Source organism: Saccharopolyspora cebuensis (assembly GCF_039542665.1).
GTDB classification, from domain to species: Bacteria; Actinomycetota; Actinomycetes; order Mycobacteriales; family Pseudonocardiaceae; genus Saccharopolyspora; species Saccharopolyspora cebuensis.
This window is the reverse complement of record NZ_BAABII010000004.1, coordinates 115,708-138,747: the sequence shown is the minus strand read 5'-3', so window position 1 is coordinate 138,747 and position 23,040 is coordinate 115,708. Positions and strand designations below refer to the sequence as shown.

Sequence of the window (23,040 nt, the reverse complement as noted above, 5' to 3'; positions counted from 1 at the left end):
ATCCAGTGAGGAGCTGGGGGAACTCATATGTTCGAGCAGGGGGACTGGCGGGTTCGCGCGGCATGCCGCGACCAGAATCCGGACCAGTTGTTCGTACGCGGCGCCGAACAGCGCAAGGCCCGAATGGTCTGCTTCGGTTGCCCGGTCCGCACCGAGTGCCTCGGCGAGGCGCTCGACAACAAGATCGAATTCGGTGTCTGGGGCGGAATGACGGAGCGGGAGCGGCGTGCGTTGTTGCGCCGTCGTCCCGATGTCCGGAACTGGCGCGAATTGCTGGAGGCCGCTCGCCAGGAATATACCGACATCGATGAATACCAGGTGAGCTGACGCTCGCCATTCGGTGAACGGCGCGGGGTATCGCAAAGGCAATTTCGGCCGATCGCGATCCCCGCGCCTTCGCTATTCACCGGCCAGCCTGCGGCCGATCTCGCGCAACCCGTCGACGTCGTGCACGTCGGCGGGCAGCGCGGGCACCCCGACCAGCGGCACCTCGGGGTGCGCCCGGGTGAACCGGGCCAGCAGCCGCTTCTCCCGCTCGGCCACCGCGACCCGGTCCGCGTGCAGCCGCAGCACCGCCGAGGCCAGCGGCGCCGATGCCGCGCTCTCCTCGGCCGCCGCCTCCGCCCGCGGGCCCGGCAGGCCGGAGAACACCGGATGGGTCCGGTTGCCGATCAGCCCGACCAGCGGCATCGACTCCCCGGCCAGCCGCTCGACGAAGAACGACGCCTCCCGCAGCGCGTCCGGCTCCGGGGTCGCCACCACCAGGAACGCCGTGCCCGGCGAGCGCAGCAGCCGGAAGGTCTCGTCGGCGCGCTCCCGGAACCCGCCGAAGGTCGAGTCGAAGGCCTGCACGAACGCCGAGGCGTCGGCCAGCAGCTGCCCGCCGATGATCGTCGAGACGGCCTTGGCGAACAGCCCGAACCCGGTGCCGACGATCTTGCGCAGCCCGCGCCCGCCCGCCCGCGCCGGACTCGACAGCATCCGGATCAGCCTGCCGTCCAGCACCGTGGACAGCCGCTGCGGCGCGTCCAGGAAGTCCAGCGCCGACCGGCTCGGCGGGGTGTCCACCACGATCAGGTCCCAGCTCCCGGTGGCCGCGAGCTGCCCCAGCTTCTCCATCGCCATGTACTCCTGCGTGCCGGAGAACGACGTGGAGATGGTCTGGTAGAAGGGGTTGCCCAGGATCTGCTCGGCGCGCTCCGGGCCCGCGTGCGCCAGCACCATGTCGTCGAAGGTGCGGCGCATGTCCAGCATCATCGCGCTGAGGTCGCCCGCCGGTTCGAAGCCCGCGACGTCGACCTGCCGCGGCTGGTTGCCCAGTTCCGGCAGGCCCAGCGCCTGCGCCAGCCGCCGCGCCGGGTCGATGGTGAGCACCGCGGTCTTGCGCCCGCGCTCGGCCGCGCGCACCGCCAGCGCCGCCGCCGTGGTGGTCTTGCCGACGCCGCCGGACCCGCAGCACACCACGACGCGGGTGGCCGGATCGTCCAGCAGGGCGTCGACGTCGAACTGCGCCGGGCGCAGCGGTTGGCTCATCGGGGGCTCCGGATGCCGTGGTCGGTGAGGATCTCCGCGAGCTCGTAGAGCTCGGCGACGTCGATGCCGCCGGTGAGCTCGGGCAGGGCGAGGGTGGGCAGGTCGGTTCCGGCGAGCCGCTCGCGGGCCTGCTGCTCCAGCCCGGTGCGCACCGCGTGCTCGGCGGCCTCGTCGAGCAGCCCGCCGAACGCCTCGTCGTCCAGCCGCACGCCCGCGGCCGCCAGGTCGGCCCGCAGCGCGGCCTCGTCCAGCGCGCCCGCGGCGGCGTCGGGCACGGCGTGCGCGGGCAGCCGGTCCGGCCGGACCCGGTTGCAGAACACGCCGCCGGGCCGCAGGTCCGCCGCGTCCAGTTCGGACACCGCCTCCAGCGTCTCCCGCACCGGCAGCTCCTCCAGCAGCGTGACCAGGTGGACGACGGTGTCGGCCGAGTGCACCAGCCGCACCACGCCGTCGCTGTGGTCCCGGATCGGGCCCGACTTCGCCAGATCGGCCATCGCGCGCGTGACGTCGAGGAACTTCACCACCCGGCCGGTCGGCGGCGCGTCCACCACCACCGCGTCGTAGACGTGCCTGCCGCGGTCGTCGGTGCGCCCGACGCACTCCTTGATCTTGCCGGTGAACAGCACGTCGCGCAGGCCCGGCGCGAGCGTGGTGGCGAACTCGATGGCGCCCATCCGGCGCAGCGTCCGCCCCGCGAAGCCCAGGCTGTAGAACATCGACAGGTACTCCAGCAGCGCCGCCTCGGCGTCGATCGCCAGCGCCCGCAGCTCCCCGCCGCCGGGTGCCGCGGCGATCCACTCCTCGGCGTAGGGCAGCGGGGCGGTGTCGAAGAGCTGCGCCACCCCCTGCCTGCCCTCGACCTCGATCAGCAGCACCTTGTGACCGCCACCCGCCAGGGCCAGCGCCAGCGCCGCGGCGACCGTGGTCTTGCCGGTGCCGCCCTTGCCGCTGACCACGTGCAGTCGGGCCTTGTTGAGTTCCCGGTCCCAGTCGGTCACACGATCAGCGTAAGCGGCGAATCGGCCCGCTGTCTGCCCGCGCGCTCCGCCTTCCGGGCCGGAGCCCGGCGGGAGGGACCCCTTAGGAGCCGCTTTCGCCGGTGATCTGCGGGGCGGTGCGGGTGGCGGAACCTCAGCGGCCTTCTCGCTCCGGGCGCCCTTCTTGATGTATGCCGATACACGGCATCAGGGCGTCCTCGCGAGAAGACCGCTGAGAACCCGCGGCGGCGCGAGCTGCGTGCCGCACCGCAAAGCGGCTCCGCCGCTTTCTGGAGGGACCCCTTAGGCTGATCCCATGCAGAAGTGGGAGTACGCGACCGTTCCGTTGTTGAGCCACGCGACCAAGCAGATCCTCGACCAGTGGGGCGAGGACGGCTGGGAGCTCGTGGCGGTGCTGCCGGGACCGACGGGCGAGCAGATGGTGGCCTACCTGAAGCGGCCGAAGGGCGAGTGACCATGGGGCGGTGGACCGCACGTCTGGCGGAACTGGGCATCGAGCTGCCCGAGGTCGCCGCCCCGGCCGGGGCGTACGCGCCCGCGGTGCGCAGCGGCGCGCACGTCTACACCGCGGGGCAGGTGCCGTTCGTCGGCGGTGAGCTGGAGCTGACCGGCAAGGTCGGCGCCGAGGTCGACCCCGAGGACGCCAAGCGGTGCGCCCGCACCTGCGCGCTCAACGCGCTGGCCGCGGTGCACGGGCTGATCGGCCTGGACTCGGTGGTCCGGGTGGTGAAGGTCGTCGGCTTCGTGGCCTCCGCCGAAGGCTTCACCGGCCAGCCCGGCGTGCTCAACGGCGCCTCCGAACTGCTCGGCGAGGTCTTCGGCGACGCGGGCGTGCACGCCCGGTCGGCGGTGGGCGTGGCGGAGCTGCCGATGGGGGTACCAGTAGAAGTAGAACTCATCGTCGAGGTGGGTTGAGGTTCGGCTCACCTTGCTGAGCGGTGCGGGTGGCGGAACCTCAGCGGCCTTCTCGCTCCGGGCGCCCTTCTTGATGTATGCCCATACACGGCATCAGGGCGTCCTCGCGAGAAGGCCGCTGAGAACCCGCGGCGGTGCCGGTGCCGTGCGCGGGGTACTGCGGAAGCGGCTTTCGCCGCTTGCCTGACGGTGATCGGGTGAGCTGGCGGGCTCGGCTGGAAGCGGGTTCGCCGCTTGGTCACTGAATCGGACGGGGTGGTTGCTGGCGGTCATCTCGGGCGTTCGGGCGCGGCGTCATCCGGGATTCCGGGTGGCGCCGCGCCCTGTTTTCGGCGGCTCGCCCGCGCCGAGGTCGCGGCGACCAGTACGCTGCGGTCACTTCCTGTTGTGGTGTTCAAGGGCTGGAGCACCCGAACAGGGGACGGTGATTCCCGCATGTAGCCGCATGTGGGCACTCTGGGCTTGCTGGCTCGGAGTGCTCACGACAGAGTCACCCGTACGGGTGCAACTGTGGCCGCGGGTACCCGCATCGGAGTTCGAGCCTGGGGAGGGGCTGACGTGGCGGTGCGCGAAGCCGAACTGCTGTGCCACGAACTGCTGCTGCGACTTGCCGGTCGGCTGCCCGACAGACACCTGTGGCGCTACCGGGACTGGTTGGCGGGCGGGGCCGCCGACGTGCTCGCGCGCTCGCTGCCGGGCACCCTCTTCCGCGAGCGGGTGGCCCTCGACGACGCCGACCACCGGTTGCTCTCCGAGGCGGTGCTCCCGCTGGGCGCGGACCGCTCCGTGGTCGACGCCATCCTGCCCGGCGGCGCCGGATACCCCGAGTACGGGTTCACCTCGGCGTCCCCGGTGGCGGGCAGCGACTCCGAGGCCCTGGTCCTCGGCGCGACGCTGCGCGGCAGGCCGGGCGTCCGCGAGGTGCGCAGCTCCTGGCGCAGCGGCGGCGGGCAGCGGTCCAAGCGGGTGCTGCTGGTCACCGGCTCCGCCGACCACATCGGGATGACCGGGGAGATCCAGCGCATCGTGCGCGCCTTGGGCGAGCCCGAGCCCTGCGTCGAGGTGCTGCCGCCCGACCTGGAACCGACCGGGTACCACCGCGCGGCGCTGGCCGAGTCGGTGCAGGTCTGCACCGGTGCCGAGGCGCCGCACCGGGGTTGAGCCGACGAGCTGTGACGGAGGTAGACGTGGTGGACGCCGCCGAGGCGGGGCCGGGCGACCGGCTGCACGCCTTGCTGCTGACGATGACCGGACGCGTCGACGACGACGCGATCAACTCGGCCCGGGAGCTGCTCGGCATGGGGCAGCCGGGCGCGGCGATCGAGTTCCTGAGCGGTTGCCTGATCGCCGGGGACATCCCGGTCGACCCGAGCGAGCAGTTCGAGCTGCGGCGGGTGCTGGAGGAGACCCGCTCGCCGCGCGCCCTCGCCGACCGGCTGCACGTGGTGGAGTCGGTGCCCGCCGACGAGCACCGCTTCACCGAGCGGACCGAAGCCGACGACGACCTGATCGCCGCGCTCGCGCCGATCACCGCCCGGCTGGGCGGGGTGCGCGGGGTCTGGAGCACCGAGCGGTCCACCCCGGCGGGCACCAGCTACGGCGCCGTGCCGCGCCGGGTGCTGCTCGCCGAGGTCGGCTCCGACGGCTCCGTCGCCGCCGTCGGCTACCAGCTCCTGGAGGCGCTGCGCCGGGCCGGGGTGCACTGCTCGGTCGACGTCTTCGGCAGCGGCGCCGAGCTGCCCGAGTACCACCGCCAAGCGCTCACCGCGGCCCGCCGGGTGCACCTCGACGAGGTCGCGAGCACCGCGGCGCGCCGCCAGGAGGAGGCCCCCGCCGCGCCGGAAGCGCCCGTGCCCGAGCGGGTCCACGCCGAACCGGCCAGGCCGGAACCCGCCCGCGCCGAACCAACCCGCGCCGAGCCCGTCCGCCCCGAGCCAGCCGCGCCGGAGCCCGCCCGCGCCGAACCGGCCAGGCCGGAACCCGCCAGGCAGGAACCGGCCCGCGCCGAGCCCGCCAGGGCCGAGCCCGCGGGGCCGGAGCCCACGCCGGAACCGGTCCCCGAGCCCGAGCCGGAGCCCGCCGCGCCGCGCGCCGAAGCACCGGCCGAGCCGCAGCAGGCGGGCAAGGGCGACCAGGGCAACATGCGGGTGCCCGCGGCGGTCGACGCCAAGCTCACCGACCGGGAGCGCAACCTGCTGCGCAAGCTGCACGAGGAGCTCGCCCAGCGCGAGCAGGACCGGCCCCGCGGCCAGAGCGCCCCGGACGCCGGGGCCGTGGCCACCGGGGTGCAGCAGCCCGCCCGCGGCCAGGACGCCTGGACGACCACCATGCCCGGCGGCACCGGCGGTTTCCCGCCGATCGGCGCGCCGGTGAACCAGCCCGGCTACTCGGGTCAACAGCGCTCCTGAACCCGGCGCCGGACCGGGCGGCCCAGCGGTCGGTCCGGACCGCCGTGCGGCGCCGCCGCGGCGCTCGGCGCGGTGGCGCGCCACGCCGCCGCCCGGACGTCGGTGATGACCCGCTGCAGGTGCAGGCCGCGCCGCACGTCGCAGGGGTGTTCGAGGTCCTGGTGGTAGATCATCGCGACGAAGTCGTCGAGCAGGCTCGCGTAGCACTCGCGGGCCGCCGTGCGCCTGCCGGTCAGCGGCGCGTGGCCGTGCTCGCCGTAGACGGCGAAGTCGACCACCGAGGGCTGCACCGGCAGCTTCAGCGACAGGCTCAACGTGCTGGTCGCGCCGCCCGCGTGCCCGAACACCACCTGCCACAGGTCGTCGTCGCCGTGGTGGGCGTAGTGCACCCGCTCGATCCGGCCCAGCGCCGCGTCCAGCAGGTCGATCGCGTGCGGACCGGCGTCGAGCAGCGCTCCCTCCACCCGGCGCCACGGGGACACCGGCTGGTCGCCGTCGAGCAGGCCACCGGCCAGCCAGCGCCCGGTGCCGCCGCGCCATCCTCCGGCGCCGCGCACCCCGGCCAGCCACTGCCGCACCTCGGGGGAGTACCGGCGGGTCAGCACCACCAACCCGGCGACCCGGGCGTCGAGCACCGCGTCGGCGACCTCGCGGGCCCCGGACAGGTCGGCGGCCAGCGGCTTCTCCAGGATCAGGTGCTTGCCCGCCCGCGCGGCGCGCGGCGCCAGCTCGGCCTGCACCTCCGGCGGCACCGCGAAGGCCACCGCGTCCACCGAGTCGAGCAGCGCGTCGAAGTGCGGGGCCACCGCCGCGCCGTGCCGCTGGGCGAGCTCCCGGGCGGCCTCGGGTCTGCGCGCCCACACCGCGGCCAGGCGGGTGCACTCGTGCGCGGCGAGTCCGGGACCGTGCATCCGGTGCGCCCAGGGACCGGCTCCGACGACTCCGACGCGCAGTGCTTCCTCCATAGCAGTCATGGTGCCTTCGTGTGATCCGCCGTGCTGCGCACGGGGGTACCGGGTTGCCCCGTCCGGGCAACGTCGTGGGAGGTGATCATGCCTGCTGCACCTGGATTGCTGAAATCGGGTTCTCGTTCGGGGAGGGGTTCGCGGCATAGGGTGACCGGCATGGTGCGACGGCCCGAGAACGGCTCACCGCCCTCCGGCGCGGATGCCACTGACCCGAAGCACGCGCCGGAGCCCGCGGAGGTTGCCGTCCCGAAGGACGCGGCCACCGTGGTCCTGCTCCGCGAGGGCCCGCGCGGCCCCGAGGTGTTCCTCCAGCGCCGGGTCACCGGCATGGCGTTCGCCGGCGGCATGACGGTGTTCCCCGGCGGTGGTGTCGACCCCCGCGACGCCGACGCCTCGGTGTCCTGGACCGGCCCCGACGCGGGGTGGTGGGCGCACCGCTTCGGCTGCTCGGCGGAGCAGGCCCGGGCGCTGGTCTGCGCCGCGGTCCGGGAGACCTTCGAGGAGTCCGGGGTGCTGCTCGCCGGCCCCGACGCCGGGTCGGTGGTCGCCGACACCGGCGCCTACGGCACCGCGCGCGCCGCGCTGATCTCCCGCGAGGTGTCGCTGGCCGCCTTCCTCGCCGAGGAGGGCCTGGTGCTGCGCGCCGACCTGCTGCGCCCCTGGTCGAACTGGCTCACCCCGGAAGCCGAACCGCGCCGCTACGACACCCGCTTCTTCCTCGCCGCCATGCCCGGGGGCCAGCGCGCCGACGCCCGCACCACCGAGGCCGCCGAAGCCTACTGGCGGACCCCGGCCGAGGCGCTGGCCGACGCCGACGCGGGCCGCAGCCGGCTCCTGCCGCCCACCCGCACCACCCTCGCCGAGGTCGACGCCTGCGGCGGGATCGAGGCCGCGCTGGCGGTCGAACGCGGCATCGCCAAGGTGCTGCCCAAGCTCGTCCGGGTGGACGACCGCTGGGAGGTCGTGCTCCCCGGCGAACCCGGTTACCAGGAGGCGCGCTGATGGAGCACCCGGCTTACGGCACCCCGCGACCGGTCACCGCGTACGCGTCGGTGCTGCTGTGCCGCAACCCGTCACCGATGACCCTGGAGGGCACCAACACCTGGCTCGTCGGGGCACCCGGCGCGGCGCACCGCGCGGTGATCGACCCCGGACCCGACGACCTCGACCACCTGCGCCGCGCCGACGCGCAGGGCCCGGTGTCCCTGGTGCTGCTCACCCACCACCACGACGACCACACCGGCGGCGTCGACGAGTTCGCCCGGCTCACCGGCGCGCCGGTGCGGGCGCTGGACCCCGAGCTGTGCTCCAGTGGCGACCCGCTCCGCGACGGCGAGGTCGTCGAGGCGGGCGGGGTGCCGCTGCGGGTGCTCGCCACCGCGGGCCACACCGCCGACTCGGTGTGCTTCGCCGTCGACGGCGCCGAGGAGCCCGCCGTGTTCACCGGCGACAGCGTCCTCGGCCGGGGCACCACCGTCGTCGCCCACCCCGACGGCCACCTCCGCTCCTACCTGGACTCGCTGCGGCGGCTCGCGGACCTGCCCGCCGGGACCCGCGCGCTGCCCGGCCACGGCCCCGAGCTCCCCGACGTGGCGGCCACCGCCACCGCCTACCTGGACCACCGGACGCAGCGGCTGGAGCAGGTCCGCGAGGTGGTGCGCGGCTGCTCCCGCGAACCGTCCGCCCGGGAGGTGGTGGAGGTCGTCTACGCCGACGTGGACAGGTCGGTCTGGCCGGCCGCCGAACTCACCGTCCGGGCCCAGCTCGCCTACCTCCGAGGCCAGTAACCCCACGAACCCGCCCAGCCCCCGACGCCCCGCACCCCCAACACCGGCTCCGGCGCGGAGACGCGCGCGGGTGAGGCCGCAGCTCTCGCTCGGGTGAAATCGCGGCTCTCGTCCGGGTGACGTTTTCCAGGTGAGGGGCACCCTTGCCCAAGTAACTCGGACAAGGGTGCCCCTCACTCAAACCCCCATCGGGTGAGTGGGCGGTCGGCGCGGGGTGGCTCGGCTTGGTGCCCCTCACTCGGTGATCGGACGGGTGAATGCCGGGTCAGAGGCGTTTGGGCATGACGACGTAGTGGAGGTGGGCCGCGGTCGGGTCGGCGGTGGTGAGGACGGTGGCCCGGCGGTGGCCGGAGCGCAGGCCGATGCGGATCCGGTCGGAGCCGAAGGCGCCGAGCGCGTCGGCGAGGTAGCGCGGCTGGTAGCCGGTGCTGATCCGGTCGCCGCCGGTGCTGGCCTTGACGGATTCGTCGGCGTCACCGGTGCCGGTGGCGCGGAGGCGGACCTCGCCGTCGCCGACGTCGAGCAGCACGGTGGCCTGCGGTCCGGCGAAGGGGGCGACCCGGCGCAGCGCGGCGGCCAGGTCCGCGGCGGGCAGCTCGACGGTGCCGTCGAAGGGCGCCCCGAGGTGCCGGGACTCGTCCGGGAACGGCGCGTCGAGCACGGCGGTGGTGACCTCGGCCCCCGGCCAGCCGAACCCGGCGCGGTCGGCGTCGCCGTGCAGCACCACCTCCGCGCCCTCGGCCTGCCGGGACACCTCGGTCAGCACCCCGGCGGGGACCAGCAGGTCGGGGCCCTCGGCGACCGGCCGCCACGGCAGGTCCGCCACCGCCATCCGGAACCGATCGGTGCCGACCAGCACCAGCCGGTCCCCGCGCCGGGTCAGGTGCACGCCGGTGAACACGGGCAGCGCGTCGTCGCGGGACGCCGCCCCCGCCACCACCGCGGCCCGCGGCAGCAGCGCGGTGTCCAGCGAACCGAGCGCGGGCGGCGCCGCCCGCACCCCGGGGTGCGCGTCGAGGTCCAGCAGCGGCAGCGCGAACCGGGCGCCGGGCGTGCGCAGCGCGAGCCGGCTGCCCTCCAGCACCAGCCGGACCTCCGGGGCGTCGAGGTGGCGCAGCACCTCGGCCAGCGGTCGGGCCGGGACCAGCAGCCGTCCCGCCCGGTGGACGCGGGCGGTGCGGTGCAGCCGCACGCCGCGCTCGCGGTCGGTCCCGGCGAGCACCACGCCATCGACGTCGGCCTCCAGCACCACGCCGCTGAGCACCGGGTCCAGCGTCCGTCCGGGCAGCAGCCGGAGCAGGTCGGCGGCGGCCCGCGCGAGCACCTTCGGGGAGGCGGTCAGATCCATGCCGCGGACGGTAGCCGCGGGCACCGACGATCAGCGCTCGCCTCGACGGAGGGGCCACCACCGGACGAGTCGGGCGCGGTCAGACCGCGGCGAGCGAGACGTCGCGGTCCGGGGCGCTCAGCAGCGTCCGGCGGCGCAGCCACAGCACGGCGGCCAGCAGCGCGCCGATCCCCGCCGCGACCAGGAACGCCAGCGGCGGACCGCTGCGCTCCACGAGCTGCCCGCTGAGCGACTGGCCGATCGCCGCGCCCAGGGTCACCGAGGTCACCACCCAGCCGAAGGCCTCGGTGGCGGTGCCCGCCGGAGCGGCGATCTCGATGGCCGCCGAGTGCGCCGTGGACTGCGGCGTGATCAGGCTGCCCACCACGAGCAGCGCCAGGCACAGCCCGAGCAGCGTGCTCGGCACCGCCAGCAGCGTGAGCAGCGCGGCGAAGGCGAACAGCAGCGCGGGCAGCCGCAGGTGCATCGGCCGTGGCCACGGGCGCAGCCCGTAGAGCACGCCGACGACCACCGAGCTGACCGACAGCAGGCTGAGCAGCAGCCCGCCCGCGCTGGGGTTGCCCGCCAGGGTGGCCGCCGCGGGCACGCCGACCTCGATGAACCCGACCAGGATGCCGAAGCCGAGCGCCGCCACGGCCAGCGTGCGCATCCCCGGCGCGGCCAGCGCGCCGAGCAGGCTGCCGGACCCGCGGTCCCGGGGGCCGGGCCGGTGCGTCCGGGCCGCCCGGGTGGAGGCGAAGCCGACGCTGCCGACGATCATGCACGCCGCCCCGACCACGACCCCGGTGCCGGCCCACGGCATCGCCACCATCAGCCCGGCCAGGCCGGGGCCGAGGATGAAGAAGACCTCCATGCTGATCGCCTCGTAGGCGAAGGCGGCGTCGCGGACCCGCCCGGCGGGCACGAGCTGGTTCCACAGCGCTCGGGAGGCGGGACCGGTCATCGGCTCGGTCAGCCCGACCAGGAACGCCAGCCCGGCCATCACCGGCACCGCCGCGTGCGACTCGATGACCCAGATCTCCGTCGCGACCAGCAGCGCGAACACCGCCGACATCACGTACAGCGGGCGGGTCGGCCCCAGCCGGTCCATCACCCGGCCCTGCGCGACGGAGCCGCAGGCCACGCCGACCAGCGCACCCGCCGAGACCAGCCCGGCGGCGGCGAACGACCCGGTCTCGCGCTGCACGTAGAGCATCAGGGCCAGCCCGACCATCGCGATCGGCAGCCGCGCCAGCAGCGAGGTCACCACGGGCGCGCGGGCGCCCGGCGCGGTCAGCGCGGCGCGGTAGTCGGAGAGCGAGATGGAATGGGCCACGCGGCGATTATGCGGATTGTGGTACCTGCGTACCAACTGATTTTCGGTGTTCCGCCTCACGTTTTGGCAGGTCGGAAGGGGCGAGCACTTGCGATCCGGCGAACGAGGCGGACCCTGGGAAGAGCGGGGATTGCTCGATTCGGGTGAACGACGCAACCGGGAGCGGACCCGCTACGTCCTTCCATTGACGGGTCGTCCTCCGATGCTGAGGGTTCGGGGCCGAAGCAGGCGGAGACAGGGGGAAAGAGCGTGGTTGGTCGTCGGGGGACCGGCCACGCGATGTGAAGGGACTGGCGCGCCGCGTCGAGGGCGGCGCCCAGTCCCTTCACGTCGATGGGCCCTTCACGGGGTCCGCGCACGAGCGCGCACGCGTCAGTCCCAGTCCTCGGCGAAGTCCCAGCCGGATTCGTCCTCCTCGACGAACCGGGCCGGCAGCGGTGCCGGGCCGAGCGGTCGGGCGACCGCCCGCCGCCGCTCGCGCCTGCGGCGCACCGCCGCGAACGCGCCGACCACCGCGGCCCCCAGGGCGACCGCGACCACCAGGCGAACGAACAGCTTCATCTCGGCTCCTCCGCTCGTCGTGGCGACGAGCCTAGGGCGCCGCAACCGCGGTCGGGGCCGATTCACGCGAGGTCGTCGTCCTCCTCGTCCCGCCGCGCCTGGAGCCGACCCGCGACCCAGGCGAGCAGCAGCAGGCCCAGCACGGCCGCGCCCACGCCCGCCAACAGCCACCCCACGCGTCGCCCCTTCCGGCCGTGCCGATCAGGGGTAACACGACGGGCGGGCGCGGACGGTTGCCCGGAGCGCACGAAACGCGCGTCGACTGAGGAGCCCGGGGCGAATGCCCGGACCCGTCGGCCGACGCGCGTGCGGTGCGGGTCAGCGAGCCCGGCGCGCCAAGCGCTCCGGGTCGAGGATGAGCACGCTCTTGCCCTCCAGCCGGAGCCAACCGCGGTGCGCGAAGTCCGCCAGCGCCTTGTTCACGGTCTCCCGCGACGCGCCGACGTACTGGGCGATCTCCTCCTGCGTCAGGTCGTGGGTGACCCGCAGCAGGCCCGCCTCCTGGCTGCCGAAGCGCTGCGCGAGCTGCAGCAGCGCCTTGGCCACGCGCCCGGGCACGTCCGTGAAGATCAGGTCGGCCAGCATGCCGTTGGTGCGCCGCAGCCGCCGGGCGACCACCCGCAGGAGCTGCTCGGCGATCTCCGGTCGGGTCGCGATCCACTGCCGCAGCGCGGAGCGGTCCATGCTCAGCGCCCGGACCTCGGTCACCGTGGTCGCCGTCGACGTCCGCGGACCGGGGTCGAAGATCGAGAGCTCGCCGAACATGTCCGACGGGCCCATGATCGCCAGCAGGTTCTCGCGCCCGTCGGGCGACTTGCGCCCGAGCTTGACCTTGCCGGACTGGATGATGTAAAGCCGGTCGCCCGGTTCGCCTTCGGCGAAGATCACGTGGCCGCGCGGGAACTCCGCGGGCTCCAACGATTGGGCCAGTGCCTCCGCCGCGGCCGGCTCCACGCCTTGGAAGATGCCGGCCCGGGCCAGGGTCTCGTCCACCTCGTCCCTCCATGTTGAGACGCGGCGGCTGTCTGTCGTGCCGGACCCGCGCCTGCGCGTCTGGCGGTGTGCCGCCGAGAACTACCAGTGAATTCTAAGACTGGTCGCGGGAACGGCGAGTACGCAGCCGTCCGGCGCGTCCCACCCTGCGTAGCTGGAACAGCTCCAGCGCGCGTCCAATGCCTTGGCGGAAAAGCGCCCTGACCTCATCCGGTCGGGCGTTCTCCAGCAACTCCTCCACCTCGTTCTCCTGCACCGCCACGTGCCGGAGTCGGGCCTCCACGCGCTCCATGAAGAGCGTGAAGAACATGATCACGAGCGGTACGACGATGACGAACCAGGCAGCCATGATGATTGAATCCTCGCTCATGCCTTCGGGTGAGGTGTAACCGGGGGTAGGTTCCGCGCGCGCGTGTCCGGTGGGTCACCCTCCTCTGCGATGCGGTCCGTACCCTGGTGGGGTGGTCGACGAAACCCGCGACAAGCGCACCCACTCTGCCAGATCCCGTTCGGCCGAGACCCGGCTGGGCCTGGTGCGGCGGGCCCGGCGGATGAACCGGTCGCTCGCCGAAGCCTATCCGGACGCGCACTGCGAGCTCGACTTCAACACGCCCCTGCAGCTCGCCGTGGCCACCATCCTGTCCGCCCAGTGCACCGACAAGAGGGTGAACGAAGTCACCCCGGCGCTGTTCGCGCGCTACCCCTCGGCCGCCGACTACGCCGGGGCCGACCGCGCCGAGCTGGAGGAGCTGATCCGCTCCACCGGCTTCTACCGCAACAAGGCGTCGTCGCTGATGGGCCTGGGCGCGGCGCTCGTCGAGCGGCACGGCGGCGAGGTCCCGCGGCGGCTCGCCGACCTGGTGGAGCTGCCCGGCATCGGCCGCAAGACCGCCAACGTCATCCTCGGCAACGCCTACGAGGTGCCCGGCATCACGGTGGACACCCACTTCGGCAGGCTGGTCCGCCGCTGGGGGTGGACCCGGGAGGAGGACCCGGTCAAGGTCGAACACGCGGTCGGCGAGTTGTTCCCCAAGGCGGACTGGACCATGCTGTCGCACCGGGTGATCTTCCACGGCCGCCGCGTCTGCCACGCCCGCAAGCCCGCCTGCGGGGCTTGCCTGCTCGCCCGCGACTGCCCGTCCTACGGCGCCGGGCCCACCGACCACCTCGAAGCGGCGAAGCTGGTGCGCGGCCCGGAGGCGCCGCGGCTGCTGGAGCTGGCGGGCGTCGTCGACGAGGTGCCGGAGCGGACCGTCGAGCAGGCCGCGCACCGGGAGCCCGCGTCGTGAGCGGCGGGCTGCGGGCCTACCGCACCGAGATCCGCTGGACCGTGGTCGTGGTGGTGCTCGCGGTGCTCGGCGTCGTCGCGCTGTGGCCCCGCGAGACCGAGCAGCCGCCCGCGCCCGGGAGCACCGCCGCGCCGCGACCGGCCCCGGACCGCACCGTCGACCCCGCCCAGCGCGCCGCCGCCGGGCTCCAGGCCTGCGCGCCCGCCGAGGGGGCGCCGCCGCCCGAGCTCGCCGGGGCCACCGGGAGCTGCCTCGCCGACGGGACCCGCGCCGACCTCGGCGCCGTGGTCGGCGACGGCCCGGCCCTGATCAACGTGTGGGCCACCTGGTGCGCGCCGTGCCGCACCGAGCTGCCCGCGCTCCAGCGCTACGCCGAGCGGCCCGGCTCGGTCCCGGTGGTCGGGGTGCAGGTGCTCAGCGACGCCGCGTCCGGGCTCGACCTGCTCACCGAGCTCGGCGTCCGGTTCCCGACCGTGCACGACGAGGACAACCGGCTGCGGGCCGCGCTCGGCGTGCCCGCGGTGCTGCCCGCCAGCTACGTCGTCACCGAGCGGGGCGAGCTGCGCCGGATCGACCCGCCGGTGGTGTTCGAGTCCGCCGACGAGGTGTCCGACGCGGTGCGGCGGACCCTGGAGGGTTCCCGGTGACCGGACCGCTGGTCGACCCCGCCGACGTCCCCGAGTGGCTCGCACCCCTGGTGGAGCGGGCCGCGGACATCGGCCCCCGGCACTTCGGCCTGCCGCGCTCGGCCCCGCCCGCCGACGCCCGCCGCGCCGCGGTGCTGGTGCTGTTCGGCGAGGGCGAGTCCGGGCCCGACGTGCTGCTGCTGCGCCGCGCCGACACGCTCAGCGCCCACCCCGGCCAGGTCGCGTTCCCGGGCGGCGCGCTCGACCCCGACGACGCCGGACCGGTGGACGCCGCGCTGCGCGAGGCGGTCGAGGAGGTCGGCGTGCTGCCCGCGGGCATCCGGCCGGTCGCCGCCCTGCCCGAGCTGCACCTGCCGTTCAGCGGCTTCCGGGTGACCCCGGTCGTGGCGCACTGGCGGGAGCCCTCGCCGGTGGCCCCCGTCGACCCCGCCGAGACCGCCGCCGTCGCCCGGGTGCCCCTGGCCTGGCTGACCGACCCGGCCAACCGGTTCCGGATCCGCTTCGACCACCGGCCCGCGACGCCGGGCTTCCACGTGCCCGGGATGCTGGTGTGGGGGTTCACCGCCGGGCTGCTCTCCGGCCTGCTCGACCTGGGCGGCTGGTCGCAGAACTGGGACCGCGGCGACGTGCGCGGGCTCGACGAGGCGTGGCGCGCGGCGGAGGAGGCCGACGACTTCTGATCGCCCGCTCGCCGAACGCGGGGACCCCCGGGGTCCGGTGTGCCACCCTCTGGGACCGTGGAGGGTCGGGCCGACCGGCGAGCAGCGCCGGAGAGGACGGGTGAACGGTGAACTGGGTCGACGTGCTCGTGGTGCTGCTGGCCCTGGCCGCGGCCGTGTCCGGTGCGCGCAGCGGCCTGGTCACCGCGTTCTTCTCGTTCCTCGGCGTGGTCGTCGGCGCCATCGTCGGCCTCAAGGTGGCGCCGCTGCTGCTGGAACGCCTCGACAACCCCGCGGCCCGGCTCGCCTTCGGCGTCGGCATCGTGGTGCTGCTGGTGGCGCTCGGCGAGACCTTCGGCATGTGGGCGGGGCGGGAGCTGCGCGACCGGATCACCTCGACCCGGCTCACCGGCATCGACAACGTGTTCGGCGCGGTCCTGCAGGGCCTCGCGGTGCTCGTGGTCGCCTGGCTGGTCGCGCTGCCGTTCACCTCGGCGTCCGCGCTGCCCGGCCTGGCCTCGGCGCTGACCCGCTCGCACGTGCTCGGCGCCGTCGACACCGTGATGCCCACCGCGGCCCGGGAGCTGCCCAACGAGCTGCGCCGGATGCTCGGCGTCGCCGGGTTCCCGGAGGCCCTGGAACCGTTCTCCGAGACCCCGGTGGCCCGGATCGCGCCGCCCGACCTGCGGCTCGCCGACAGCGAGGTGGTCCGCGAGACCCGGCCCAGCGTCGTCAAGGTGCGCGGGCAAGCCATGTCCTGCGGGCGGGCGCTGGAGGGCACCGGCTTCGTCGTCGCCCCGCACCGGGTGATGACCAACGCGCACGTGGTCGCGGGCACCGACCGGGTCGCCATCGAGGTCGGCTCCGGGGAGTTCAGCGCCGAGGTCGTGCTGTTCGACCCGGCCACCGACCTGGCCGTGCTGTCGGTCCCCGACCTCACCGCCGACGCCCTGTCCTTCGCCCGGCCCGAGGCCGACCCGGGTGACGACGTGATCGCCCTCGGCTACCCCCTCGACGGCCCCTACACCGCCTCGGCCGGCCGGGTCCGCGAGCAGATCCGCCTGCGCGGACCGGACATCTACGACGACCGCACCGTGCTGCGCGAGGTCTACACGGTGCGCGGCAAGGTGCAGAGCGGGAACTCCGGCGGACCGCTGATCGACCCGTCCGGCCGCGTCGTCGGCGTCGTCTTCGGCGCGGCGGCCGACGACCCGGAGACCGGCTTCGCGCTCACCGCCGAGGAGGTGGCCGACGAGGTCCGGGCGGCCCCGTCCCTGCACACCCCGGTCTCCACCGGCTCCTGCACGAACTGACCCGACCCGCACGCCCACCCGAACCTCACGCCCGGGTGACCCCCGCCCCGGTGCACCCGGGCGAGGCGAACCGAGTGAGGGGCACCCTGTACCACGTGACGTGGTACAGGGTGCCCCTCACTCACCACCGAAACGGGTGAAGCACGCGAGCGCGCAGCGGGTACCCGCACTGTTCGTCACCCGGTGGTGAGCTGAGTGAGGGGCACCCTTGCCCAAGTAACTGGGGCAAGGGTGCCCCTCACTCACGGCCCGAACGGGTGAGGGGGTCAGGGGGTGGACGAGGTGTCCGCCTGCTTGCGCTGGGTGAGCTGCTTGGTGTCCTTGAGCGACTTGATGGTCCGCTCGGGGGCGCGGATGCGCCGGACCCGGGCGTAGCCGAGCAGCGCGAACAGGCCCGCCACCACCAGCATCAGCAGGAAGACGATGCCGAAGGCGGCCCAGCGCCAGAGGCCGAGCTGGGCGAGGCCCTCCGCGAGCGTGAAGAACAGGAAGAACATGCTGAAGCCCAGCACGGCGAGGGCCAGCACGAAGAAGACGCTGCCCTTCACGCCCTTCTTGATCTCGCCGACCACTTCGGACTTGGCCAGCTCCACCTCCGCGCGGAGCAGGGTGGACAGGTGCGTGGTCGCGTCCCGGACCAGCATGCCGATGGACTGACCGTCGCCCGAACCGGTGGCCTCTTCGGACAGCGGGATGGACGTGACGGTCTGCTCCGCGCCGTCACGGCTGCCGTTGTTGCTCTTCTGGGCGCTGTTCACGGCGTCCATCGTGCCACGGTGGATCAGCGCCCGTCCGCACGAGTCGCCGACTGCCACTCGCGGGTGACGGCCGCCGCAGCGCAGCGGCTCACGCGACGGACCGGTCGCGCCGGGCCCGGCGGCCCCGGATGAGCAGCAGCGCGGAACCGAGCAGCGAGGCCAGGACGGACGCGATGAGCACCGCGGCCTTGGCCCGCTCGGCGGCGTCGCCGGTCAGCGAGAGCTCGGCGATCAGCAGGCTCACGGTGAACCCGACGCCGCCGAGGAACCCGAGCGCGCTCAGGTCCCACCAGCTCACGCCGTTGGGCTTGCTGCCGAGGCCCAGCTTGACGCCGATCATCGCGGTGCCCACGATGCCGACCACCTTGCCCACGACCAGGCCGACGATGACGGCGATGGAGATGGGGTCCTGGCTGATCGAGGTCAGCGCCTCGCCGTCGACCGGCACGCCGGCGGCGAAGAACGCGAACACCGGCACGACCACCCCGGCCGACCAGGGCTGCAACCGGTGCTCCAGCCGGGCCGAGGGCGCGGTCTCCTCGCCGGGGTCGCGCTTGACCCGGGTGAGCAGGCCGAGGACGACGCCGGCGATGGTGGCGTGGACGCCGGTGGAGTGCACCGCGATCCACACCGCGATGGCCAGCGGGACGTAGAGCCACGGGGTCGTGATCCGCTTGTGCTGGGCGAACCAGTACGCGACGCAGAGCACCACGGCGGTGACCAGCCAGAGCAGGCTCAGCCCGTCGGTGAACAGCACCGCGATGACGATGATCGCGCCGAGGTCGTCGACCACGGCCAGGCTGAGCAGGAACACCCGCGCGGCGGTCGGCAGCCAGGAGCCGGTCAGCGACAGCACGCCGAGGGCGAAGGCGATGTCGGTGGCCATCGGGATGGCCCACGCGGTCGAGGCGCCGGGGCTGCCGTGGCCGATGCCGAAGGCGACCAGCGCGGGCACCACCATGCCGCCGATCGCGGCGATGACGGGCAGCGCGGCGGCCTTGCGGTCGGCGAGCTCACCGACGACGAGTTCGCGCTTGAGCTCCAGCCCGGCGACGAAGAAGAAGATCGCGAGCAGGCCGTCCTTGGCCCAGTCGCCGATGGTCAGGTGCAGGTGGAGCGCTTCGGGGCCGATGGCGAAGTCGCGGACGGCCTGGTAGAAGCCGGACAGCGGCGTGTTGGCGAACACCAGCGCGAGGGCGGCGGCGGCCAGCAGCACCATGCCGCCGACCGTCTCGGTGCGCAGGTAGGCACCGAAGTCGAGCGTGCGGGCGCCTTTGGACTCGGACAAGGTGGAACTCCGATCGCGGGCAGCAGGGACCTACCGCCGACCAGACTTCCCGGCACACCACGTCGGACCCTAACACCGGTGACGGCGTCCGGCGCCGGACGAAGCGAATGACATTCATCTCCGTCCGGCGTCCGGCGCCGGGTCCCGCTCAGTCGTCGGAGGACGAGGTGAGCCCCTGCGAGATCAGGTCCATCACCGACGAGTCGGCCAGCGTGGAGACGTCGCCGACCTCGCGATTCTCCGCCACGTCGCGCAGCAACCGGCGCATGATCTTGCCCGACCGGGTCTTCGGCAGCTCCGGCACGACCATGATCTGCCGGGGCTTGGCGATCGGCCCGATCTCCTTGGACACGTGCTCGCGCAGCTCCTTGAGCGCCGCTTCGCCGCCCGCCGCGTCGTCCACGCCGCCGCGCAGGATCACGAACGCCACGATGCCCTGGCCGGTGGTCGGGTCGCTGGCGCCGACCACCGCCGCCTCGGCGACGTTGTCGTGCGAGACCAGCGCGGACTCGACCTCGGTGGTGGAGATGCGGTGCCCGGAGACGTTCATGACGTCGTCCACCCGGCCCAGCAGCCACAGGTCGCCGTCGGCGTCGTACTTCGCGCCGTCCCCGGCGAAGTAGTAGCCCTGCTCGGCGAACCGCGCCCAGTAGGTGTCGACGAAGCGCTGGTCGTCGCCCCAGATGCCGCGCAGCATCGACGGCCACGGCTTGTCGAGCACGAGCAGCCCGCCGCCGCCCTTGCCGACCTCGCCGCCCTCCTCGTCGACGACCTTCGCCGAGATGCCGGGCAGCGGGCGCTGCGCCGAACCCGGCTTGGCGGCGGTGACGCCGGGCAGCGGCGAAATCATGATCGCGCCGGTCTCGGTCTGCCACCAGGTGTCCACGATGGGCGTCCGGCCGCCGCCGATGTTCTCCCGGTACCAGATCCACGCCTCGGGGTTGATCGGCTCGCCGACCGAACCGAGCACGCGCAGCGTGGACAGGTCGTACTCGGCCGGGATCTGCGCGCCCCACTTCATGAAGGTGCGGATCGTGGTCGGCGCCGTGTAGTACAGCGTCACGCCGTACTTCTGGACGATCTCCCAGTGCCTGCCCTCGTGCGGGGTGTTCGGCGTGCCCTCGTAGATCACCTGCGTGGCGCCGTTGGCCAGCGGGCCGTAGACGATGTAGGTGTGCCCGGTGACCCAGCCGATGTCGGCGGTGCACCAGAACACGTCCGACTCCGGCTTGAGGTCGAAGACGTTGTGGTGGGTGTAGGCGGCCTGGGTGAGGTAGCCGCCGGAGGTGTGCAGGATGCCCTTCGGCTTCCCGGTGGTGCCCGAGGTGTAGAGGATGAACAGCGGGTGCTCGGCGTCGAAGGCCTCGGGCGCGTGCTGGTCGGGCTGCGGGTCGACGACGTCGTGCCACCACTTGTCGCGGTCGCCGTCCCACTCGACGTCGATGTCGGTGCGCTTGACCACCAGGACGTGCTCGACGCTGGGCGTCTCCCGCACCGCTTCGTCCACGTTGGCCTTGAGCGGCATCGCCTTGTTCCGCCGGTACTGGCCGTCGGAGGTGATGACGACCTTGGCCTCGGCGTCGTTGATCCGGTTGCGCAGCGCCTCGGCGGAGAAGCCGCCGAACACCACGCTGTGCAGGGCCCCGAGCCGCGCGCAGGCCAGCATCGAGAACACCGCTTCGGGCAGCATCGGCAGGTAGATCGCCACCCGGTCACCGGCGCCGACGCCCAGCGCGGCCAGCGCGTTGGCGGTGCGCGAGACCTCCCGCTGGAGCTCGGCGTAGGTGATGGTGCGGGTGTCGCCCGGCTCGCCCTCCCAGTGGATCGCGACCCGCTCGCCGTTGCCCGCCGCCACGTGCCGGTCGGCGCAGTTGTACGCGACGTTGAGCCGGCCGCCGTCGAACCACTTGGCGAACGGCGCCGACGACCAGTCCAGGACGGTGTCCCACCTGGTGTCCCAGTGCAGCCGCTCCGCCTGCTTGGCCCAGAACGCCTCCCGGTCGGCGGCGGCTTCGTCGTACAGCGCTGCCGTGGCGTTGGCCTTGCCGGCGAACTCCTCCGACGGTGGGAACGTCCTGCTCTCGTTGAGCAGGTTGTCGAGTGTGCTGCTGTGCCCGTCGGGCTGGCTCATCGCCTGGAACCTCCCTGGCTGGTGGGACGCCGGTGTGCTCATGGAACCGTAGTGCGATCCGGCTCACGGAAAAAGAGGTCCGCGTCCGGTTGTCAGCGACCGAACGGGGGATCTGAGCTGCACGTGCGGGGTACCCGGGGGTGCCGCCCGTCACTCGGGGGAGACGTGCGTCACGATCACCTCGGGTACCGGTCGCCGGTGCCCGGGGCGGTAGCGTCACGAGCCGTGAACAACCCTTCGCTGTCGCCGCTGCTGGAGCTGCCCGGGGTCGCCGACGCGGTCGCCGCGGCCCGCGCGGCGATCGACGAGGTGCACCGGCATCCGGCCAACCGCCGGGGCTGGCCCGCCACCGCCGCGGAGGCGTCGGTGCGGGCGGCCCGCGCGTCGGCGGCCGTCGCCGGGGGCGCCACCGAGATCCCGGAGACCGGGGAGGTCAGCGATCCGCAGCTGGCGGGCTCGCTGCGGGCGGCCGAGGCGCTGGGCGCGCTGCTGCCGACCTGGCAGCGGGCGCCGCGGCAGGCGCTGGCCCGGCTGCACGTGCTGGCCGCCGCCGACCTGGTCGACGACGAGGAGGCGCTGGGACGCCCGCGCACCGATCCGGAACTGGCGCAGCGGCTGGACGTGCTGGCCGGGATCATCGCCGACCCCGATCCGCAGGTCCGGGGGCCCGGGCCGGTGCTGGCCGCCGTGGTGCACGGCGAACTCCTCGCGCTGGCGCCGTTCGGCACCGCCGACGGCGTGGTGGCCCGCGCGGCGGCGCGGCTCAGCGTGATCGGCAGCGGCCTGGACCCCAAGGGCCTGGTGGTCCCCGAGGTCGCCTACTTCCGCAGGCAGCCGGAGTACGTCGCGGCCGCCGCCGGGTACGCCGACGGCGATCCCGACCGGCTGGCCGAGTGGATCGCCTACTGCTGCCGCGCGTTGGAGGCCGGCGCGCGGGAAGCCACCTCCATCGCCGATGCCGTCCAGGAGGGCTGACGTGCCGAAGCGGATCCTGATCGACTGCGACCCGGGCATCGACGACGCGCTGGCGCTGGCGCTGGCCCACGGCAGCCCGGAGCTCGACGTCATGGGGCTCACCACCGTCGGCGGCAACACCGACCTGGACCGCACCACGGAGAACGCCCGCTGCCTGGCCGACTACTACGGCCTGGTGGTGCCGGTGGTGCGCGGTGCCGGGCGTCCGCTGGTGCGCGCCCCGCGCACCGCCCGCGACGTGCACGGCGAGAGCGGGCTCGGCGGCGTGCTGCTGCCCCCGGCGACCACGCCGCCGGACGACCGGCACGCGGTGGACTTCATCGTCGACGCGCTGGCCGCCGCGCCGGGGGAGATCAGCCTGGTCGCCGTCGGTCCGCTGACCAACATCGCGCTCGCGCTGCACAAGGAGCCGCGGATCGCGGAGTGGGCGGCGGAGTTCGTGGTGATGGGCGGCTCCTACACGCGGGGCAACAACACGCCCGCCGCCGAGTTCAACATCGCCGCCGACCCGGAAGCCGCCGCGGTGGCCTTCGACGCGCCGTGGCGGCCGGTGATGATCGGCCTCGACCTGACCCACCAGGCCCGGGCGAACGCGGAGGTGCGCACCCGGTTCCGCGGGTTGGGCCGGTTGGAGACCGAGCTGATCAGCCCCTGCCTGGACTTCTACGGGCAGCACCCGTCCTACCGGGACGGCGGCCCGGCGATCCACGACGCCTGCGCGGTGGCCTACGTGATCGCCCCGGAGCTGTTCCGCACCGCCCCGGCGCGGGTCGACGTGGAGACGTGGGGCCGGTTCACCTCCGGCATGACGGTCACCGACTTCGCCGCGCCCGAGCCGAACACCGACGTGGCCACCGACCTCGCCGCCGACCGGTTCTGGGACCTGGTGACCGAGGCGTTCACCCGGGTCGCCGAACACCTACCGGCCTGAGCGTCCCGCTCGCGGAACCTGGTGAGGGGCACCCCCGTCCGACTACGGGGTCCTTTCAGAATGCGGCGGAGCCGCATGCGGTGAGGCTGTCAGCTTGCACCGAGGCCCGTACTCGGAGTTACCGCTCAGCGGCCTTCTCGCGAGGACAGCCGTGACGCCGTGTACGAAGTGGGTACATCAGGAGCGGCTCCCGGAGCGAGAAGGCCGCTGAGGTTCCGCCACC

24 protein-coding genes are annotated in these 23,040 nt (G+C 73.9%); 13 read left to right on the top strand and 11 right to left on the bottom strand.

Going from position 1 to position 23,040, the window contains the following annotated elements; all coding sequences use genetic code 11:
• Positions 1-27 precede the first annotated feature (27 nt).
• Positions 28-327 (top strand): WhiB family transcriptional regulator, encoded by a 300-nt coding sequence (locus ABD976_RS07220; RefSeq protein WP_345359184.1) that lies wholly within the window; start codon positions 28-30, stop codon positions 325-327.
• A 72-nt stretch (positions 328-399) separates the two neighbouring features.
• On the opposite strand, the gene bagB is transcribed toward ABD976_RS07220, so the two are convergent.
• Positions 400-1,533, bottom strand: coding sequence for an ATPase BagB (gene bagB / locus ABD976_RS07215; RefSeq protein ID WP_345359181.1), 1,134 nt, complete (start codon positions 1,531-1,533; stop codon positions 400-402).
• Complete coding sequence (bagA, locus tag ABD976_RS07210) at positions 1,530-2,531, bottom strand: ATPase BagA (protein ID WP_345359178.1); 1,002 nt, start codon at positions 2,529-2,531, stop codon at positions 1,530-1,532. The genes bagB and bagA overlap by 4 nt, the downstream gene beginning before the upstream one ends.
• 295 nt (positions 2,532-2,826) lie before the next feature.
• Here bagA and sp36 point away from each other — a divergent pair, with 295 nt between their 5' ends.
• The 4 genes from sp36 (at position 2,827) to ABD976_RS07190 (ending at position 5,854) form a co-directional block, all read left to right on the top strand.
• Positions 2,827-2,985 carry a Sp36 family protein gene (sp36, locus tag ABD976_RS07205; protein WP_345359175.1) on the top strand — a complete coding sequence of 53 codons (159 nt, stop codon included), beginning with the start codon at positions 2,827-2,829 and terminating at the stop codon, positions 2,983-2,985.
• A gap of 2 nt (positions 2,986-2,987) precedes the next feature.
• Positions 2,988-3,446 (top strand): RidA family protein, encoded by a 459-nt coding sequence (locus ABD976_RS07200; protein WP_345359172.1) that lies wholly within the window; start codon positions 2,988-2,990, stop codon positions 3,444-3,446.
• Positions 3,447-4,004: 558 nt separating this feature from the next.
• Positions 4,005-4,607, top strand: a complete 603-nt coding sequence (locus ABD976_RS07195; protein WP_345359169.1) for a hypothetical protein — start codon at positions 4,005-4,007, stop codon at positions 4,605-4,607.
• A gap of 11 nt (positions 4,608-4,618) precedes the next feature.
• Positions 4,619-5,854: a hypothetical protein gene (locus ABD976_RS07190; RefSeq protein WP_345359166.1), complete on the top strand. Its 1,236-nt coding sequence runs from the start codon at positions 4,619-4,621 to the stop codon at positions 5,852-5,854.
• On the opposite strand, the gene ABD976_RS07185 is transcribed toward ABD976_RS07190, so the two are convergent.
• Positions 5,839-6,819, bottom strand: coding sequence for a Gfo/Idh/MocA family protein (locus ABD976_RS07185; protein ID WP_345359163.1), 981 nt, complete (start codon positions 6,817-6,819; stop codon positions 5,839-5,841). The genes ABD976_RS07190 and ABD976_RS07185 overlap by 16 nt on opposite strands.
• Positions 6,820-6,978: 159 nt before the next feature.
• Between ABD976_RS07185 and ABD976_RS07180 the strand changes: the two genes are divergently transcribed.
• Complete coding sequence (locus tag ABD976_RS07180; protein WP_369775026.1) at positions 6,979-7,824, top strand: NUDIX hydrolase; 846 nt, start codon at positions 6,979-6,981, stop codon at positions 7,822-7,824.
• Entirely contained in the window at positions 7,824-8,609 is a 786-nt protein-coding gene (locus tag ABD976_RS07175) for an MBL fold metallo-hydrolase (RefSeq protein ID WP_345359157.1), read from the top strand. Before ABD976_RS07180 ends, ABD976_RS07175 begins: the two co-directional genes overlap by 1 nt.
• Before the next feature lie 265 nt (positions 8,610-8,874).
• Here the strand turns inward: ABD976_RS07175 and dnaN are convergent, their stop codons facing one another.
• The 5 genes from dnaN to ABD976_RS07150 form a co-directional block, all read right to left on the bottom strand.
• Entirely contained in the window at positions 8,875-9,957 is a 1,083-nt protein-coding gene (gene dnaN / locus ABD976_RS07170; protein WP_345359154.1) for a DNA polymerase III subunit beta, read from the bottom strand.
• A gap of 79 nt (positions 9,958-10,036) precedes the next feature.
• Entirely contained in the window at positions 10,037-11,272 is a 1,236-nt protein-coding gene (locus ABD976_RS07165) for an MFS transporter (protein ID WP_345359151.1), read from the bottom strand.
• A 372-nt stretch (positions 11,273-11,644) separates the two neighbouring features.
• Positions 11,645-11,833, bottom strand: a complete 189-nt coding sequence (locus ABD976_RS07160; protein WP_345359148.1) for a hypothetical protein — start codon at positions 11,831-11,833, stop codon at positions 11,645-11,647.
• 318 nt (positions 11,834-12,151) lie between these two features.
• Positions 12,152-12,826 carry a Crp/Fnr family transcriptional regulator gene (locus tag ABD976_RS07155; RefSeq protein ID WP_345359145.1) on the bottom strand — a complete coding sequence of 225 codons (675 nt, stop codon included), beginning with the start codon at positions 12,824-12,826 and terminating at the stop codon, positions 12,152-12,154.
• Between the two features lie 94 nt (positions 12,827-12,920).
• On the bottom strand, positions 12,921-13,175 hold the full coding sequence (locus ABD976_RS07150; RefSeq protein ID WP_029535541.1) for a hypothetical protein: 255 nt from the start codon (positions 13,173-13,175) through the stop codon (positions 12,921-12,923).
• A gap of 112 nt (positions 13,176-13,287) precedes the next feature.
• Between ABD976_RS07150 and nth the strand changes: the two genes are divergently transcribed.
• From nth to ABD976_RS07130, 4 genes are all read left to right on the top strand, one after another.
• Positions 13,288-14,115, top strand: coding sequence for an endonuclease III (gene nth / locus ABD976_RS07145; RefSeq protein WP_369775028.1), 828 nt, complete (start codon positions 13,288-13,290; stop codon positions 14,113-14,115).
• Positions 14,112-14,762 (top strand): TlpA family protein disulfide reductase, encoded by a 651-nt coding sequence (locus ABD976_RS07140; protein WP_345359141.1) that lies wholly within the window; start codon positions 14,112-14,114, stop codon positions 14,760-14,762. Before nth ends, ABD976_RS07140 begins: the two co-directional genes overlap by 4 nt.
• Positions 14,759-15,442, top strand: a complete 684-nt coding sequence (locus tag ABD976_RS07135) for an NUDIX hydrolase (RefSeq protein WP_345359138.1) — start codon at positions 14,759-14,761, stop codon at positions 15,440-15,442. Before ABD976_RS07140 ends, ABD976_RS07135 begins: the two co-directional genes overlap by 4 nt.
• 107 nt (positions 15,443-15,549) lie before the next feature.
• Positions 15,550-16,734 (top strand): MarP family serine protease, encoded by a 1,185-nt coding sequence (locus ABD976_RS07130; RefSeq protein WP_345359135.1) that lies wholly within the window; start codon positions 15,550-15,552, stop codon positions 16,732-16,734.
• A 266-nt stretch (positions 16,735-17,000) separates the two neighbouring features.
• On the opposite strand, the gene ABD976_RS07125 is transcribed toward ABD976_RS07130, so the two are convergent.
• The 3 genes from ABD976_RS07125 to acs form a co-directional block, all read right to left on the bottom strand.
• Positions 17,001-17,501 carry a phage holin family protein gene (locus ABD976_RS07125; RefSeq protein ID WP_345359131.1) on the bottom strand — a complete coding sequence of 167 codons (501 nt, stop codon included), beginning with the start codon at positions 17,499-17,501 and terminating at the stop codon, positions 17,001-17,003.
• A 79-nt stretch (positions 17,502-17,580) separates the two neighbouring features.
• Positions 17,581-18,780 carry a Na+/H+ antiporter NhaA gene (nhaA, locus tag ABD976_RS07120; RefSeq protein ID WP_345359128.1) on the bottom strand — a complete coding sequence of 400 codons (1,200 nt, stop codon included), beginning with the start codon at positions 18,778-18,780 and terminating at the stop codon, positions 17,581-17,583.
• A 148-nt stretch (positions 18,781-18,928) separates the two neighbouring features.
• Positions 18,929-20,911, bottom strand: a complete 1,983-nt coding sequence (gene acs / locus ABD976_RS07115) for an acetate--CoA ligase (protein ID WP_345359126.1) — start codon at positions 20,909-20,911, stop codon at positions 18,929-18,931.
• Positions 20,912-21,136: 225 nt separating this feature from the next.
• On the opposite strand from acs, the gene ABD976_RS07110 reads away from it, so the two are divergent.
• The gene (locus tag ABD976_RS07110; RefSeq protein WP_345359123.1) at positions 21,137-21,886 is read left to right on the top strand and encodes a Fic family protein; all 750 of its coding nucleotides are present in this window, start codon (positions 21,137-21,139) and stop codon (positions 21,884-21,886) included.
• Between the two features lies 1 nt (position 21,887).
• Complete coding sequence (locus ABD976_RS07105; RefSeq protein WP_345359121.1) at positions 21,888-22,817, top strand: nucleoside hydrolase; 930 nt, start codon at positions 21,888-21,890, stop codon at positions 22,815-22,817.
• The last annotated feature ends 223 nt before the right edge of the window (positions 22,818-23,040 follow it).

Bases quoted from the DNA above. Each gene is read 5' to 3' on its own strand.
- ABD976_RS07160 (WP_345359148.1), bottom strand. From the start codon at position 11,833: ATGAAGCTGTTCGTTCGCCTGGTGGTCGCGGTCGCCCTGGGGGCCGCG.
- ABD976_RS07180 (WP_369775026.1), top strand. From the start codon at position 6,979: ATGGTGCGACGGCCCGAGAACGGCTCACCGCCCTCCGGCGCGGATGCC.
- ABD976_RS07220 (WP_345359184.1), top strand. From the start codon at position 28: ATGTTCGAGCAGGGGGACTGGCGGGTTCGCGCGGCATGCCGCGACCAG.
- ABD976_RS07185 (WP_345359163.1), bottom strand. From the start codon at position 6,819: ATGGAGGAAGCACTGCGCGTCGGAGTCGTCGGAGCCGGTCCCTGGGCG.
- ABD976_RS07150 (WP_029535541.1), bottom strand. From the start codon at position 13,175: ATGGCTGCCTGGTTCGTCATCGTCGTACCGCTCGTGATCATGTTCTTC.
- dnaN (WP_345359154.1), bottom strand. From the start codon at position 9,957: ATGGATCTGACCGCCTCCCCGAAGGTGCTCGCGCGGGCCGCCGCCGAC.
- bagB (WP_345359181.1), bottom strand. From the start codon at position 1,533: ATGAGCCAACCGCTGCGCCCGGCGCAGTTCGACGTCGACGCCCTGCTG.
- ABD976_RS07125 (WP_345359131.1), bottom strand. From the start codon at position 17,501: ATGGACGCCGTGAACAGCGCCCAGAAGAGCAACAACGGCAGCCGTGAC.
- ABD976_RS07175 (WP_345359157.1), top strand. From the start codon at position 7,824: ATGGAGCACCCGGCTTACGGCACCCCGCGACCGGTCACCGCGTACGCG.
- sp36 (WP_345359175.1), top strand. From the start codon at position 2,827: ATGCAGAAGTGGGAGTACGCGACCGTTCCGTTGTTGAGCCACGCGACC.
- ABD976_RS07200 (WP_345359172.1), top strand. From the start codon at position 2,988: ATGGGGCGGTGGACCGCACGTCTGGCGGAACTGGGCATCGAGCTGCCC.
- acs (WP_345359126.1), bottom strand. From the start codon at position 20,911: ATGAGCCAGCCCGACGGGCACAGCAGCACACTCGACAACCTGCTCAAC.